The sequence below is a fragment of the Siccibacter turicensis LMG 23730 genome, assembly GCF_000463155.2.
Classification (GTDB): domain Bacteria; phylum Pseudomonadota; class Gammaproteobacteria; order Enterobacterales; family Enterobacteriaceae; genus Siccibacter; species Siccibacter turicensis.
This window is the reverse complement of sequence record NZ_AWFZ01000028.1, coordinates 702,438-716,853: the sequence shown is the minus strand read 5'-3', so window position 1 is coordinate 716,853 and position 14,416 is coordinate 702,438. Positions and strand designations below refer to the sequence as shown.

Annotated in this window: 15 protein-coding genes; 7 read left to right on the top strand and 8 right to left on the bottom strand. The window is 61.2% G+C overall.

Annotated features, from left to right (window positions below):
* The first annotated feature begins 26 nt into the window (after positions 1-26).
* From moaB to DW58_RS07680, 5 genes are all read left to right on the top strand, one after another.
* A complete protein-coding gene (moaB, locus tag DW58_RS07700) occupies positions 27-539 on the top strand; it encodes a molybdenum cofactor biosynthesis protein B (RefSeq protein ID WP_024548260.1) in 513 nt (170 codons plus the stop codon).
* 3 nt (positions 540-542) lie between these two features.
* Positions 543-1,028, top strand: a complete 486-nt coding sequence (gene moaC, locus DW58_RS07695) for a cyclic pyranopterin monophosphate synthase MoaC (protein WP_024548261.1) — start codon at positions 543-545, stop codon at positions 1,026-1,028.
* The gene (gene moaD / locus DW58_RS07690) at positions 1,021-1,266 is read left to right on the top strand and encodes a molybdopterin synthase sulfur carrier subunit (RefSeq protein WP_024548262.1); all 246 of its coding nucleotides are present in this window, start codon (positions 1,021-1,023) and stop codon (positions 1,264-1,266) included. Before moaC ends, moaD begins: the two co-directional genes overlap by 8 nt.
* A 4-nt stretch (positions 1,267-1,270) precedes the next feature.
* A complete protein-coding gene (gene moaE, locus DW58_RS07685; RefSeq protein WP_024548263.1) occupies positions 1,271-1,723 on the top strand; it encodes a molybdopterin synthase catalytic subunit MoaE in 453 nt (150 codons plus the stop codon).
* Between the two features lie 127 nt (positions 1,724-1,850).
* Entirely contained in the window at positions 1,851-2,558 is a 708-nt protein-coding gene (locus tag DW58_RS07680) for a Bax inhibitor-1/YccA family protein (protein WP_024548264.1), read from the top strand.
* Positions 2,559-2,702: 144 nt separating this feature from the next.
* Here DW58_RS07680 and DW58_RS07675 read toward each other — a convergent pair whose 3' ends face one another.
* The 3 genes from DW58_RS07675 to DW58_RS07665 are packed head-to-tail and all read right to left on the bottom strand — an operon-like array spanning position 2,703 to position 5,667.
* The gene (locus DW58_RS07675; protein ID WP_024548265.1) at positions 2,703-3,665 is read right to left on the bottom strand and encodes a lysylphosphatidylglycerol synthase domain-containing protein; all 963 of its coding nucleotides are present in this window, start codon (positions 3,663-3,665) and stop codon (positions 2,703-2,705) included.
* Positions 3,665-4,909 (bottom strand): cardiolipin synthase ClsB, encoded by a 1,245-nt coding sequence (gene clsB / locus DW58_RS07670; protein WP_024548266.1) that lies wholly within the window; start codon positions 4,907-4,909, stop codon positions 3,665-3,667. Before clsB ends, DW58_RS07675 begins: the two co-directional genes overlap by 1 nt.
* Positions 4,906-5,667, bottom strand: coding sequence for an endonuclease/exonuclease/phosphatase family protein (locus tag DW58_RS07665; protein WP_024548267.1), 762 nt, complete (start codon positions 5,665-5,667; stop codon positions 4,906-4,908). Before DW58_RS07665 ends, clsB begins: the two co-directional genes overlap by 4 nt.
* Before the next feature lie 236 nt (positions 5,668-5,903).
* Here DW58_RS07665 and DW58_RS07660 point away from each other — a divergent pair, with 236 nt between their 5' ends.
* On the top strand, positions 5,904-6,320 hold the full coding sequence (locus tag DW58_RS07660) for a YbhQ family protein (protein ID WP_024548268.1): 417 nt from the start codon (positions 5,904-5,906) through the stop codon (positions 6,318-6,320).
* Here the strand turns inward: DW58_RS07660 and DW58_RS07655 are convergent.
* Genes DW58_RS07655 through cecR form a run of 5 tightly spaced genes read right to left on the bottom strand, consistent with a single transcriptional unit; the run spans position 6,282 to position 11,921 of the window.
* On the bottom strand, positions 6,282-7,388 hold the full coding sequence (locus DW58_RS07655; RefSeq protein WP_024548269.1) for an ABC transporter permease: 1,107 nt from the start codon (positions 7,386-7,388) through the stop codon (positions 6,282-6,284). The genes DW58_RS07660 and DW58_RS07655 overlap by 39 nt on opposite strands.
* Positions 7,389-7,398: 10 nt before the next feature.
* On the bottom strand, positions 7,399-8,526 hold the full coding sequence (locus DW58_RS07650; protein WP_024548270.1) for an ABC transporter permease: 1,128 nt from the start codon (positions 8,524-8,526) through the stop codon (positions 7,399-7,401).
* Complete coding sequence (locus DW58_RS07645) at positions 8,523-10,259, bottom strand: ATP-binding cassette domain-containing protein (RefSeq protein WP_024548271.1); 1,737 nt, start codon at positions 10,257-10,259, stop codon at positions 8,523-8,525. The genes DW58_RS07650 and DW58_RS07645 overlap by 4 nt, the downstream gene beginning before the upstream one ends.
* Positions 10,249-11,241: a secretion protein HlyD gene (hlyD, locus tag DW58_RS07640; protein ID WP_024548272.1), complete on the bottom strand. Its 993-nt coding sequence runs from the start codon at positions 11,239-11,241 to the stop codon at positions 10,249-10,251. The genes DW58_RS07645 and hlyD overlap by 11 nt, the downstream gene beginning before the upstream one ends.
* The gene (gene cecR / locus DW58_RS07635; RefSeq protein WP_024548273.1) at positions 11,238-11,921 is read right to left on the bottom strand and encodes a transcriptional regulator CecR; all 684 of its coding nucleotides are present in this window, start codon (positions 11,919-11,921) and stop codon (positions 11,238-11,240) included. Before cecR ends, hlyD begins: the two co-directional genes overlap by 4 nt.
* A 272-nt stretch (positions 11,922-12,193) precedes the next feature.
* Between cecR and rhlE the strand changes: the two genes are divergently transcribed.
* The gene (gene rhlE / locus DW58_RS07630; protein WP_029592665.1) at positions 12,194-13,636 is read left to right on the top strand and encodes an ATP-dependent RNA helicase RhlE; all 1,443 of its coding nucleotides are present in this window, start codon (positions 12,194-12,196) and stop codon (positions 13,634-13,636) included.
* Positions 13,637-14,416: the final 780 nt, after the last annotated feature.

Below are 14,416 nucleotides of genomic sequence, written 5' to 3'. Positions count from 1 at the left end.
GGGTACCCCCGCCATAAGGAGAGATCATGAGCCAGGCCAGCGCTGAATTTATTCCGCTTTCCATTGCCATTCTGACGATTTCCAGCCGCCGCACGGACGAGGACGACACCTCCGGTCACTACCTGCGCGACGCCGCCACCGACGCGGGCCACCTGGTGGTGGATCGCGCCATCGTGAAAGAGAACCGCTACGCGATCCGCGCCCAGGTTTCAGCCTGGATTGCCCACGATGAGGTGCAGGTGGTGCTGGTAAACGGCGGCACCGGGTTCACCGACGGGGATCAGGCACCGGAAGCGCTGCTGCCGCTGTTCGATCGTGAAGTGGAAGGGTTTGGCGAGGTGTTTCGCATGCTCTCCTATGAAGAGATCGGCACCTCGACCCTGCAATCCCGCGCCATTGCCGGGGTAGCTAACCGCACACTGATTTTCGCGATGCCGGGCTCGACCAAAGCCTGCACCACCGCCTGGGAAAATATCATTGCGCCCCAGCTGGATGCCCGCACCCGGCCATGTAATTTCCATCCTCATCTGAAGAGATAAGCCATGTCACAACTTACGCATCTTAACGAGGCGGGTGAAGCGCATATGGTGGATGTCTCCGCCAAAGCGGAAACCGTCCGCGAAGCGCGCGCCGAAGCCTTTGTTACGATGGCGCCCCAGACCCTGAGTATGATCCTCGACGGCAGCCATCATAAGGGCGATGTGTTCGCCACCGCGCGCATCGCCGGGATCCAGGCCGCCAAGCGGACCTGGGATCTGATTCCGCTCTGCCATCCGCTGCTGCTCAGCAAGGTGGAAGTGCAGCTGCAGGCCGAGCCCGGGCATAACCGGGTGCGCATTGAGTCGCTGTGCCGCCTGAGCGGGAAAACCGGGGTTGAGATGGAAGCGCTGACCGCCGCGTCGGTTGCCGCGCTCACCATCTATGACATGTGCAAAGCGGTACAAAAAGATATGGTCATCGGCCCGGTGCGCCTGTTGGCGAAGTCCGGCGGCAAGTCCGGTGACTTCAGGGTGAATGCCGATGATTAAGGTGCTGTTTTTTGCGCAGGTGCGCGAGCTGACCGGCTGCGACAGCCTGCAGATTGACGAGTCGTTCCCGACGGTTGATGCGCTGCGTGCCCATCTGGCGGGGCGCGACGATCGCTGGGCGCTGGCGCTGGACAGCGGCAAACTGCTGGCGGCGGTAAATCAGACGCTGGTTCCGCTTGACCATCCGGTAGAGGCGGGCGACGAAGTGGCGTTCTTCCCGCCGGTCACCGGAGGTTAAGCGGATGGAACAGACACGTATCCTGGTGGGGCACGCGCCGTTCAGCGTCGGCGACGAGTACGCGTGGCTGGCGGCCTGTGAAGAAGATGGCGCGGTCGTCACCTTTACCGGCAAAGTGCGTAATCACAATCTGGGCGATAACGTCACGGCGCTGACCCTCGAACACTATCCCGGCATGACGGAAAAAGCGCTGGCGGAGATCGTGGCCGAAGCCCGCGCCCGCTGGCCGCTGACCCGCGTGACGCTTATCCATCGCGTCGGCGAGTTAAAAAGCGGGGAAGAGATCGTTTTTGTTGGCGTCACCGGGGCGCACCGCAGCGCCGCCTTTGAAGCCGCCGAGTTTATGATGGACTATCTCAAAACCCGCGCGCCGTTCTGGAAGCGTGAGGCCACGCCCGACGGCGACCGCTGGGTCGATGCCCGGGACAGCGACCAGCAGGCGGCAAAGCGCTGGTAACCCTATACTTAGCCTGAACCGGCCGTGGCGCAGCGTCCTGCCTCCGGCACGGTTTAAGGTATCGTGTTCAGACAGGGCATTGTTGCCCTTCTGACATATCGTTCGACTTAACGCATAAGGAGCTATCATGGATCGATTTCCACAATCCAACGGCACAATTGTTCAGAGCCGCACCGGCCTGCAAACGTATATGGCCCAGGTCTACGGGTGGATGGCGTCCGGGCTGTTCCTGACGGCGTTTATTGCCTGGTACGCCGCCAACACCCCGACGGTGATGGAGTTTGTCTTCTCCAGCAAAATCACCTTCTTTGGGCTGATCATCGCCCAGCTGGCGCTGGTGTTCGTGATCTCTGGCATGGTGCATAAGCTCAGCGGCGCCGTGGCGACCTCGCTGTTTATGCTCTATTCGGCGCTCACCGGCCTGACGATGGCGAGTATCTTCCTCGTCTATACCTACAGCTCCATTGCCAGCACCTTCGTGGTGACGGGCGGCATGTTCGGTGCGATGAGCCTCTACGGCTATACCACCAAACGCGACCTGAGCGGCTTCGGCAACATTCTGTTTATGGCGCTGATCGGTATCGTGCTGGCGTCACTGGTTAACTTCTGGCTGAAAAGCGAAGCGCTGATGTGGGCGGTGACCTATATCGGGGTGATCGTGTTTGTCGGGCTGACGGCATACGACACCCAGAAGCTGAAAAGCATTGGCCAGCAGATTGATACCAGCGACCGCGAGAATCTGCGTCGCTACTCCATCGTTGGCGCACTGACGCTTTACCTCGACTTCATCAACCTGTTCCTGATGCTGCTGCGCATTTTCGGCAACCGCCGCTAAGCGCCACACAGCAGACAAACGCCGCGTAAACTACGCGGCGTTTTTGTTTGATAAGGGGTTGCGCTTTTCCCGTTAAGGGTTTGGCTCATTCACCTCTGAATAACCAGGTACGACGACCTTACAGCGTCGTACCCGGCACGCGCATCAGGTTTTCGCCAGTTCCTTCTCGTTCTTCGCCCGCAGCTTTTTGGCCCGGCTCTCCAGCGCCAGATAGCAGAAGATGGCCAGCAGCAGCGGCAGGAAGTAGTAGAGCACGCGATAGGCCAGCAGGGAGGCGATAATCATCCCCTGGCTGGTATGCTCCCCGGCCAGCAGCGCGATAAACACCGCTTCCAGTACGCCGATCCCCGCCGGAATATGCACGATGACTCCGGCAATACTGCTCACCAGCAGTACGCCCAGCACAAAGAAGTAGTTCACCTGCTGGCCCATCAACAGCCAGATGATCGCCCCCATCGCCATCCAGTTGGCGCTGGAGATAACCAGCTGCACCACCGCAAATTTAAACGAGGGCAACACCAGCTTTTGCCCTTTGATGGTGGCGTGGCGGCGTTTGGCAAAGGCGCAGAACCAGAGGTAGACGGCGATAATCGCCAGCAGCACGATCCCGACGATGCGTAGCGTATCGCCATCGATATACCAGTGCTCTGGCAGCTTCACCACCCCGAAGGTAAAGATCACCCCGCCCAGCAGAATGTAGCCCAGCCAGTTGGTTGAGATACTCAGCGAGAAGATGCGGGTGATGGTCGAGCTGGGCAGCCCGAGGCGCGAGTAAAGGCGATAGCGCATGCCAATCCCGCCCACCCAGGTACTGAGCGTCAGGTTAAAGGCGTAGCAGACGAACGACACCAGCATCACCTGGCGCTTTGCCAGCTTATGGCCGCAGTAGGCGCGGCCCAGCAGGTCGTAACAGCCGTAAAGCAGATAGCTGACGAGCACCAGCCCCACGGCGCTGAGCAGCGCGGTGCGGTTGTAGTCGCGAATAACCTTCCAAACCTCTTCCCAGTCCACCTTCTGGGCATACAGCACCAGCAGTACCACCACGGCGATAAAGAACACCCAGGTGAGGATCTTCTTTGCGGTGCGCCACTTATGGGATTTTGCCATCAGAATTTCGCTCCCGGATTATCGGTTTCGACCCGGTCCTGGGTCTCCATTTCGGGCTGCACGGGCGGCTCTACCAGCGAGAGACGCGGGGTGTGTGCAGGTAACCAGCCCACCAGAGCCGGGAAGTGACGTAAAAAGTGGAACACGATGACGCTTTTGCCGAGGTTCCACCAGGTGCGTTTCGGCATCAGGGTTTCATCCACCTGCTGGCAGTCTTCCTCAATGAGGCGGGTGAGGTTGTCACGCAGCGTCTGGTTGAAGGCCCTGTCGTGAATAATCAGGTTGGCTTCCAGGTTGAGCGACAGGCTCAGCGGGTCGAGGTTGCTGGAGCCGACGGTGGCCCAGTGATCGTCCATCAGCGCCACTTTACCGTGCAGCGGACGACGCAGGTATTCATAGACCTCCACGCCGCCTTTCACCAGGTAGTTGTAGAGCAGGCGCGCGCCCACTTTCACAATCGGCATGTCCGGCTCGCCCTGCACCACCAGTTTGACCCGTACCCCGCGGCGCGCGGCGTTGCGCATCGCGTGCAGCAGTCGGTAGCCGGGGAAGAAGTAGGCGTTGGCGATGATCACTTCCTGCTTCGCGTTGGCCAGCATCTTCAGGTAATAGCGTTCGATATCGTCCCGGTGTTCGCCATTGTCACGCCACACGAACAGCGCCTGGGCTTCGCCGGGCGTGCTGTTATCCTGGGCCTGGTGACGGCGGCGGCTCCACCAGCGGCGCGCCTCCTCGTGGCCCGGCAGATTACTGAGCACAAAGGCGTAAATATCCTGCACTACCGGCCCCTGCACTCTGACTGCGTAATCCTGCTTGGCCTCCGGGCCGTAGTCGCTCATGTGCTCGGCGGAGTAGTTAATGCCGCCGACAAACGCCAGCTCGCCGTCAATCACCACGATTTTGCGGTGCATACGGCGGAACACGTTGGTGCGCATCCCCAGCAGCGGCGGGCGCGGATCGTAGTAGCGAAACTTGACCCCGGCCGCGGTGAGCTGGGTGACAAACTCATCGCTGAGATCCGGCGAGCCGTAGCCGTCCAGCAGCACCTCCACGCTGACGCCGCGCTGCGCCGCATCGAGGATAGCCCGGTGCAGCGCCTTGCCGACGTCATCCTCGAACCAGATAAAGGTTTCAAGGATCACTTTGTCTTTCGCTTCGCCTATGGCCTCAAACACGGCCGGGAAGAATTCGTCGCCGTTTTCCAACAGCTCAATACGGTTGCCATCACGCCATGCGGGTTTCATAGATGGATCTCCACAGCCAACGGGGCATGATCGGAAAGGTGGCGCCACTCACGCAGCGGCAGCATCTGCGGGCTGGTAGCATGCGCGTTTTTCACGTAGATACGATCGAGGCGCAGGATCGGGAACGCCACCGGAAAGGTGCGTGCCGGACGGCCATTGGCCTGGGTAAACACCTCATCCAGCCCGGCTTTCTCTTTCAGCTGGCGGTTCGCCTGCTGACGCCAGTCGTTGAAATCGCCCGCCACCAGCACGGCCTCGCCGTTCGGCAGGCCGTTTACCAGCTCGCACAGCATTTCCAGCTGCGCCTGACGGTGTCCTTCCCGTAGCCCCAGATGAACACAAATGACATGTAATCGTTTATCGCTGTTCGGCACGCTGAGCTGACAGTGCAGCATCCCGCGCTTCTCATGGCCCTCTACCGACACGTCGCGGTTCTCGAAATGTTCGATAGGGAAGCGCGACAGCACGGCGTTACCGTGGTGGCCTTCAGGGTAGACGGCGTTACGCCCGTAAGCAAAGTCGCTCCACATGGTGTCGGCCAGAAACTCGTAGTGGGTGGTGTCGGGCCAGTTCTCGATGTGAAGCGGATGCACCTCGTGCGCGCCGAGGACTTCCTGAAGGCAGACAATGTCCGCCGACACGGAGCGCACGGCGTCACGCAGCTCAGGCAAAATAAAGCGCCGATTGAAGGCGGCAAATCCTTTGTGTGTGTTAATCGTGAGCAATTTAATCGTCAAACGTGTTGTCATGTCAGCCATGTGCCTCCCGGCGCATCTTGTTTTTCTCTGCGTTGAACCCGTGATCGCGGCGAGGTTTACCCCTTGAAAAAAGAGGGAAAGCCCGTGGCGTGCGGCCTGCCGAATCACGAGTGACAACGAGGTATCCTCATGAAAATAAAGTGTAGTCTCTGTCACAAAAAGGTGCGGGCTTACGGAATTTTCCGTAAAGTGCGGTACTCTGATTTGATAGTAGAAGATCCCACAGGAGAGAAGCCATGAAGTGGCAACAACGTGTTCGTGTCGCAACCGGTCTGAGTTGCTGGCAGATTATGTTGCATTTGCTGGTGGTGGGGATGCTGATTGCCGGCTGGATGAGCGGCGCGCTGGTTCGTGTCGGTCTGGGCCTGTGCGTACTGTACGGCGTGACGGTTATCCTGATGCTGGCGTTTCAGCGTCACCCCGAAAGCCGCTGGCGCGCCTTCGCCGACGTGCTGGAAGAACTGACCACCACCTGGTATTTCGGTGCGGCGATGATTGCGCTGTGGCTGCTGTCACGCGTGCTGCACAACAACCTGCTGCTGGCCCTGGCCGGTCTCGCCATCCTTGCCGGCCCGGCCCTGGTCTCGCTGCTGGTAAAAGAGCGTCGCCGCCACTCAGGACATTTTGCGTCTAAACATCATATACGCCGCTGATCCGGTTGTGGCCGCAATCACCAGCAGCGGCCACACGCTTCCCCAGATAATCCCCAGACTCGCATCCTTCAGGTAGATTTGCTTGGTAATGTCGGTGAAATGGCGAATCGGGTTAACCCACGTCAGGTTTTGCAGCCACACCGGCATGTTCTCCACCGGTGACACATAGCCCGAAAGCAGTATCGCGGGCATCATAAACACAAACACCCCGATAAAAGCCTGCTGCTGGGTCGCGCACAGCGCGGAGATCAGCAGCCCAAACCCCACCAGCGACAGGCCGTAAATCACCATGGTGAAGAAGAACAGCGCCAGCGAGCCGGAGAAGGGGATGTCATACCCCCAGATCCCGACCCCCAGCACAATCGACGCCTGAAAGGTGGCGACAATCAGCGCCGGTATCGCTTTGCCGATAAAGATTTGCCAGGTGGCCAGCGGAGAGACCAGCAGCTGGTCGAGGGTGCCCTGTTCACGCTCGCGCGCCACCGACAGCGAGGTAACAATCATCACGCCGATGGTGGTGATCATGGCGATAAGCGACGGCACCACAAACCATTTGTAGTCGAGGTTCGGGTTATACCAGTTACGCGCCACCAGCTCGCTGTTGTTGGGTTTCGGCAGGCCGGCGGTCAGCTCCTGCTGGTAGTTTTTCACGATCTGCTGCACGTAGTTGGCCGCTATCTGGGCGCTGTTGGAGTTACGCCCGTCGAGGATCAGCTGCATCTGCGCCGGTTCGCGGGTATCGAGGCGGCGCGAGAAATCCGCCGGGAAACGCACCAGCAGCAGCGCTTTCTGCGTATCGATGGTCGGGCGGATCTGCTGCGGGCTGTCGACGTGCAGCACGTGCGTAAAAGCCTTGGCCCGGCTGAAGCGCTGGGTCAGCTCCACGGCGTGCTTGCCGCTGTCTTCGCTGTAAACCGCGATGGTGGCATTGGTCACTTCCAGCGTTGCCGCGAACGGAAACAGCACCACCTGAATCACCACCGGCAGGATCAGAATGGCGCGGGTCTGCGGCTCGCGCAGCAGGGACTGCAACTCTTTGCGAATAAGCGTCCACAGGCGATAGAACATGGGAAACTCCTTAATCCAGACGCCGTTTGGTTTTCCACCACGTCAGGCCGATAAACAGCACCGCCGAGGCGATGAGAAACAGTACGTTCACCGCCAGCACCACCGGGATGTTGCCGGCCAGAAACAGGCTTTGCAGCGTGCTGACGAAATAGCGCGCCGGAATGATATAGGTGACGGCGCGGATCGCCGCCGGCATGCTGTCGATCTGAAAAATAAACCCGGACAGCATAATCGACGGCAAAAAGGCGGCGTTGAGCGCCACCTGGGCGGCGTTAAACTGGTTGCGGGTCAGGGTCGAAATCAGCAGCCCCATCCCGAGGGTGCTGAGCAAAAACAGGCTGGTGATAATGAATAGCAGCAGCAGCGAGCCGCGGAACGGCACCCCGAGAATAAACACCGAGACCAGCATACAGAGCAGCATCGCCAGCATGCCGAGGAAGTAGTAGGGGATAAGCTTACACAGCAGCAGCTCGGCGCGGGTCACTTCGGTGGAGAGCAGCGCCTCCATGGTGCCGCGTTCCCACTCGCGGGCCACCACCAGCGAAGTAAGGATGGCGCCAATCACCGTCATAATGATGGTCACCGCGCCGGGAATAATAAAGTGCTGGCTGATGGCCGCCGGGTTAAACCAGTAGCGGGTCTGCACGTCAATCAGGGGTTCGAACACCTCACCGCGATCCTCCGCGCGCTGCATCTGCCAGATCTGCCAGATGCCCTCCATATAGCCCTGCACAAAGTTAGCGGTATTGGGTTCGCTGCCGTCGGTAATCACCTGCACCGGCGCGGTGGCGCCGGGACGCGCCATGTTGCTGGCGAAATCCACCGGGATCACCACCAGCCCGCGGATTTTCCCGGCCTGCATCATCTCCACCAGCGCCCCGCGATTGTCGCTGACCGTGGCGTCGATAAACGGCGAGCCGGTAATGGCATGGGTGAAGTCCAGCGCCTCGTCGCTCTGCTGCTCCAGCAGCACCCCTACCTTGAGACGGCTGGAGTCGAGGTTGATACCGTAGCCGAAGATAAACAGCAGCAGCAGCGGGATCACCACCGCAATCAGCCAGCTGCTGGGGTCGCGCACGATCTGGCGCGTCTCTTTTACGCACAGGGCGCGGACGCGCCGCCAGGAAAATGCGCTCATGTCGCGTGCTCCTTATCCCATTGATGGATGAGGGTGATAAACGCCTGCTCCATGGTCGGGTCGTCGTCGTCCCCCTGCGCCGCCTGGGCTTTGAGATCGTCCGGCGTACCGCTGGCAATCAGCTTGCCGTGATACACCAGTCCGATGCGGTCGCAGTACTCCGCCTCATCCATAAAATGCGTGGTGACCATCACGGTCACGCCTTTCTCCACCATGCTGTTGATGTGCAGCCAGAACTCGCGGCGGGTGAGCGGGTCGACCCCGGACGTGGGTTCATCCAGAAACAGGATATCCGGTTCGTGCATCAGAGCGCAGGCCAGCGCCAGCCGCTGCTTATAGCCGAGGGGCAGGGAGTCGGTTGGCTGCCCGGCGATAGCGCGCAGGCCAAAGGCCTCGCTCATGCTGGCGATCTTTTCGCTCTGGGCCTTGCCGCGCAGGCCGTAGACCCCGGAGAAGAAACGCAGATTTTGCGCCACCGTCAGGTTGCCGTAGAGCGAGAACTTCTGCGCCATATAGCCCAGATGCTGGCGCGCTTTCCCGGAGCTGGTTTTAAGATCCAGATCCAGCACCAGGGCTTTGCCCTCGGTGGGCGTCAGCAGACCGCACATCATTTTAAAAGTGGTGGACTTCCCGGCACCGTTCGGGCCAAGCAGCCCGAAGATTTCGCCGCGCGTCACGGCGAAGTTCACCTGGTCGGTTGCCGCGAAATCGCCAAATTTTTTCGTCAGCTGGCGGGCCTCAATCACCGTTTCGTCGGCCTTGCCCTCCACGGTGTGCAGGATGTCGCCCAGGGGGGATTCAGCGGTCCCAGCGCCGCCCAGCAGATCGATAAACGCATCTTCGAAGCGCGGGGCGGTCTCGCGCAGCGTCACGTCCTCCAGCCCCGCCGTTGCGGTGAGCTGCTGCGGCGCGGCCGCTTTGGCGAGGATCAGGCGCACCGAACGCCCCTGAATGGTGGCATCGCTCACCGCGGGCAGCTTCAGCGCCCGTTGCAGCAGGGCGCGGTTGCCGATGGTCGGGCTGGCGGCAAGAAAGCTGCGTCCGGCCATCTGTTGCGTCAGCTCGGTGGGCGGCCCCTGGAACAGCAGCTCGCCCTCGTTCATCAGCAGCACCGTGCGGCACTGCTCGGCTTCATCAAGATAGGAGGTGCTCCACAGGATCAGCATGCCGTCCCCGGCCAGCTCGTGGACCATCTGCCACAGTTCGCGCCGCGAGATGGGATCGACCCCCACCCCCGGCTCGTCGAGCAGCAGCACTTTCGGGGTGCCGACCAGAGTACAGGCCAGCCCCAGCTTCTGCTTCATCCCGCCGGAGAGCTTGCCCGCCAGCCGGTCGGTAAACGGCCCGAGGGCGGTAAACGCCAGCAGCCGCTCGAAGGTGGCGGCCCGCGCCTCGCCGGTGACGCTGCGCAGATCGGCAAACAGCGTGAGGTTCTCCATAACGGTGAGATCCTCATACAGGCCAAACTTCTGCGGCATATAGCCGAGCACCGCGTGCAGGGCGGTGTCGTCGGCGATGGGATCGAGACCAATCACCCTGGCGCTGCCCTCGTCAGGGCGCAGCAGCCCGGCCAGCATGCGTATCAGCGTGGTTTTACCGGCCCCGTCCGGGCCAACCAGCCCGGTGACGCCGCCGGCGCGGATCTCCGCATCCAGCGTTGCGACCGCGGGTTTGTCCATGCCAGGGAAGCGTTTTGCCAGCCCGTGCAGATGGATAATGCCGTCACTGCTCATGGCGCGACTCGTCAAAGGTCACGGTCACCGGCATCCCCTGACGCAGGCCGTCGTCGGCGTCGGTCACGATGATGCGCAGCCGGTACACCAGGTCGGTACGCAGATCCGGCGTTTCCACGGTTTTTGGCGTGAACTCGGCGGTGGGTGAGACAAAACCAATCTTCCCGGTGTAGGGCTTGTCCGGACGTCCGTCGGTCCAGACCTGTACCTGCTGTCCCGGCGTGGCGCGGTGCAGGTTGCGCTCATCCACGTACGCGCGCACCCATACCGGGCGAGTAAGCGAGAGGGTCAGCGCCGTGCTGCCAGCGTTAAGCATGCTGCCCGGCTCCACGGCGCGGGTCAGCAGCGTGCCGGGGGAGGGCGCCACCAGCGTGGTGTCATGCAGATCCAGTTCAGCCTGCGCCACCTGCGCTTTGGCCTGATCGACCCCCGCCTGCGCCTGGGCAATCTCCTGCGGACGGTTCCCGGTCTTAAACTGGCTCAGCTTATCCCGGGCGGATTTCAGACTGGCCAGCGCCTGATCCCGTGACGAACGGGCATTTTCCAGGTCATTGGCGGAGATGGTGCGGCTTTTCCACAGCCCCTGCTGGCGCTGCCAGAAGTTCTGGGCGTACTGATATGCCGCCTCGGCCTGGCTGACCGCCGCCTGAGCCTGGGCGATCTCCTCCTCGCGATAGCCCGCTTTGGCTAAATCGAGTTTCGCTTCGGCGGTGGCGAGGTTGGCCTTCGCCTGCATCAGGGCGTTTTCATAGGGCGCGCGGTCGAGAGTGCCCAGCGTCTGCCCCTTCCTGACCGCATCGCCTTCGTCCACCGAGAGGGACGCCAGCCGTCCGCCGACGCGGAAGCTGAGGTTGACGGTGCGAATATCCACGTTGCCGTAGAGGGTGAGCGTCTGGGGTCTGCTGTGCTGATACCACATCCAGCCTCCCACGATGGCGGCAATCACCACCAGCGCTCCGACGATTAACAGCGGCTTTTTCATGCCTGCGACTCCTTACGGGATAGTCCTTCCAGAATGAGGGTGATGTGACACTTCACCACGCCATAGATCTGCGCGCTTTTCTGCGCGTCAAACCCGCTCCATCCGGCACGAAGCAGGATGGTTTCGCGCCCGAGGCGAAAGGCGAGCACTTCGCCGAGCAGCGCGTGGGCGTGCAAAATCGTTTCGGTGTCCTCCGCGTCGCGCCCGGTGTATGCCGCAATCAGGCGGGTGAGATGGCTGTGCAGCGGCGCGATCACCTGCTGATGAATGTGGTGATAGGCGGCTGTGGGGGAGAGCTGCTCGCGGGAGATAAACTTGCTCAGGCTCAGCGTCTCGTCCTGGGTAAGCAGATGAACGATATTTTCGCAGGCCTCGAAAATCAGCGCGCGCATCGCCTCTCGCTGGATGGTGGGCTGGCGAAACAGCGCTTCGGCGGCCTCGGCATGGGGCTGAAACTGGCCGCTGATGAAATCGGCGATCCAGCGTGCGCAGGCCATGTAGAGGTCGTCCTTCGAACCGAAGTAGTAGGTGATGGCCGCAATATTCTGCCCGGCCTCGGCGGCGATATCGCGGGTGGTGGCGTTCAGGCCATACTCGCCAAACTGCGCAATGGCGGCGGCGATCAGCTGATTGCGGGCCTGTTCGCCGCGTGCGGTGGTAGGGGAGGTCGTTGCGTTCATAGGCCGATAAAAAAGTTAATCAATCGATTGATTAAAAATATGACTGTTTTTTGACCTTGTCCAGTAGACGTCGTGCATTTTTTACACGGTGATTTGCGATAAGGACGTTCACCCCGCGGGGTAATACGCGAGAATTTATGCGGTTCATCACAAAAACTGTTACACTCCGCCCCTTCATGACATTGTGGTTTTTGTCTCGCTATCAGGCCTCGGCCTAATGCCTACCCCAGAAAACTACACCGCACGCGGTCAGGGGCAGGTCCGGAGTTGTTATGTCCTTTGATTCACTTGGTCTTGCCCCCGAAATCCTGAAAGCGATCGCTGAGCAGGGTTACACCCAACCGACCCCTATCCAACAACAGGCTATTCCAGCAGTGCTGGCCGGCCGTGATGTGATGGCCAGTGCCCAGACCGGCACCGGTAAAACCGCAGGCTTCACCCTGCCGCTGCTTCAGCTGCTGACTCAGCAGACGCCGCACGCCAAAGGGCGCCGCCCGGTGCGCGCGCTGATCCTCACCCCAACCCGCGAGCTGGCAGCGCAGATTGGCGAGAACGTCAGCGACTACAGTAAATACCTCGATATCCGCTCGCTGGTGGTGTTCGGCGGGGTGAGCATCAACCCGCAGATGATGAAGCTGCGCGGTGGCGTTGACGTGCTGGTGGCGACACCGGGCCGTCTGCTCGATCTGGAACACCAGAACGCGCTGAAGCTCGACAGCGTCGAAATCCTGGTGCTCGATGAAGCCGACCGCATGCTCGACATGGGCTTCATTCACGATATCCGTCGCGTGCTCTCGAAGCTCCCGGCGCGTCGTCAGAACCTGCTGTTCTCCGCGACCTTCTCGGACGACATCAAGGGCCTGGCCGAAAAACTGCTGCACAACCCGCTGGAAGTGGAAGTGGCACGCCGCAACACCGCTTCCGAGCAGGTGACCCAGCACGTGCACTTCGTGGACAAGAAGCGCAAGCGGGAACTGCTCTCCCAGATGATTGGCGAGGGGAACTGGCAGCAGGTGCTGGTGTTTACCCGTACCAAGCACGGCGCAAACCACCTTGCCGAACAGCTGAACAAAGACGGTATCCGTTCGGCGGCGATCCACGGTAACAAGAGTCAGGGTGCGCGTACCCGTGCGCTGGCAGACTTTAAAACCGGTGACGTTCGCGTGCTGGTTGCCACCGACATCGCGGCGCGCGGCATCGACATCGAAGAGCTGCCGCACGTGGTGAACTACGAGCTGCCAAACGTGCCGGAAGATTACGTGCACCGTATCGGTCGTACCGGACGTGCGGCCGCGACGGGTGAAGCGCTGTCGCTGGTGTGCGTGGACGAGCACAAACTGCTGCGTGATATCGAACGCCTGCTGAAGCGTGAAATTCCGCGCATCGCCCTGCCGGGCTACGAGCCGGATCCGAGCATTAAAGCCGAGCCGATCGTCAACGGTCGCCAGCAGCAGCGTGGCGGCGGTGGTCGTGGTCAGGGCGGCGGACGCAGTCAGGGCCAGCCGCGTCGTGGCAGCAGCGAAGGCGCAAAAACCACCGGTGATAAACCGCGTCGCGCCAGCGGCGAGGCAGCCAAACCTGCCGGCGATAAACCGCGCCGTCAGGGTGGTGATGCAGTGAAGCAGGGCCGTTGGCTGGGAGAGGGCGCATCGCGCCCATCCGGTGACGGCGCCCGTCGTCGTCGTCCGCCGCGTAAAGCTTCCGCCGGAGAGTAATTCTCCCTGATCGCGCAGCGACGTGCGGGGTAGCCAGTCTACCCCGCACTCTTTTTCCCTCTGCGCAGTGCCTGCTTTCCCCCGTTGCTCCTCCCAGCCAGACCCTTTCTCACCGCACTCCCGTAACATGCCAGCCCTCCCGAGCCCTGTGCTATTGCCCGTCACGTCCGCTGTTCAGCCAGCAAGCAGAGTGCAATACAGAGACAGCACGCTACGCTGGCCTGCAAACGGATACAGTCAGTAAACGGTGCGTGTAAAAAGATCACGCAGAAGCCTGAGGGATAGCCAGCCTCCGGCATCAAAACCGCCACGCCCAGGCGTTGAGTCTGGGCTGGGCGTCGGGAACCGCCTGAGGCCGCTATCACCAAAAAACAGCCGTCGAGGTGTGGCGCATTCCGGCATCAAAACCGCCGCGGCGCAGGCGTTGAGTCCGGGCTGGCGGTCGGGAACCGCCAGAGGGCGCGAGCCCCGGGATGGGGTATCGCGACCGACCGGAGCGAGACGCCGGAGGCAAGGGTAGCCCGCAGGGCCGGTTTTTTGGCCGGGAGCCGGGATAGCAAAGGGGGCGGCGGCGAGCCCCCTTTGCACGTTCACGGGCATCGAGGGTCACATGAGCGTGCGGTCGCCCGGTGAACGGAACCTCACTGCACGTCCATAGACCAGAGTGCCACGCACCAGAGAGTGGAACCATCTCTGACGCTCCTGACGAAACAAGCGGCACAGAAGCCCGAGGGATAGCCAGCCTCCGGCATCAAAACCGCCGCGCCGCAGGCGTTGAGC

Excerpts from the sequence above, each read along its gene's own strand:
- moaB (WP_024548260.1), top strand. The coding sequence starts at position 27 with ATGAGCCAGGCCAGCGCTGAATTTATTCCGCTTTCCATTGCCATTCTG.
- moaC (WP_024548261.1), top strand. The coding sequence starts at position 543 with ATGTCACAACTTACGCATCTTAACGAGGCGGGTGAAGCGCATATGGTG.
- moaD (WP_024548262.1), top strand. The coding sequence starts at position 1,021 with ATGATTAAGGTGCTGTTTTTTGCGCAGGTGCGCGAGCTGACCGGCTGC.
- moaE (WP_024548263.1), top strand. The coding sequence starts at position 1,271 with ATGGAACAGACACGTATCCTGGTGGGGCACGCGCCGTTCAGCGTCGGC.
- DW58_RS07680 (WP_024548264.1), top strand. The coding sequence starts at position 1,851 with ATGGATCGATTTCCACAATCCAACGGCACAATTGTTCAGAGCCGCACC.
- DW58_RS07675 (WP_024548265.1), bottom strand. The coding sequence starts at position 3,665 with ATGGCAAAATCCCATAAGTGGCGCACCGCAAAGAAGATCCTCACCTGG.
- clsB (WP_024548266.1), bottom strand. The coding sequence starts at position 4,909 with ATGAAACCCGCATGGCGTGATGGCAACCGTATTGAGCTGTTGGAAAAC.
- DW58_RS07665 (WP_024548267.1), bottom strand. The coding sequence starts at position 5,667 with ATGGCTGACATGACAACACGTTTGACGATTAAATTGCTCACGATTAAC.
- DW58_RS07660 (WP_024548268.1), top strand. The coding sequence starts at position 5,904 with ATGAAGTGGCAACAACGTGTTCGTGTCGCAACCGGTCTGAGTTGCTGG.
- DW58_RS07655 (WP_024548269.1), bottom strand. The coding sequence starts at position 7,388 with ATGTTCTATCGCCTGTGGACGCTTATTCGCAAAGAGTTGCAGTCCCTG.
- DW58_RS07650 (WP_024548270.1), bottom strand. The coding sequence starts at position 8,526 with ATGAGCGCATTTTCCTGGCGGCGCGTCCGCGCCCTGTGCGTAAAAGAG.
- DW58_RS07645 (WP_024548271.1), bottom strand. The coding sequence starts at position 10,259 with ATGAGCAGTGACGGCATTATCCATCTGCACGGGCTGGCAAAACGCTTC.
- hlyD (WP_024548272.1), bottom strand. The coding sequence starts at position 11,241 with ATGAAAAAGCCGCTGTTAATCGTCGGAGCGCTGGTGGTGATTGCCGCC.
- cecR (WP_024548273.1), bottom strand. The coding sequence starts at position 11,921 with ATGAACGCAACGACCTCCCCTACCACCGCACGCGGCGAACAGGCCCGC.
- rhlE (WP_029592665.1), top strand. The coding sequence starts at position 12,194 with ATGTCCTTTGATTCACTTGGTCTTGCCCCCGAAATCCTGAAAGCGATC.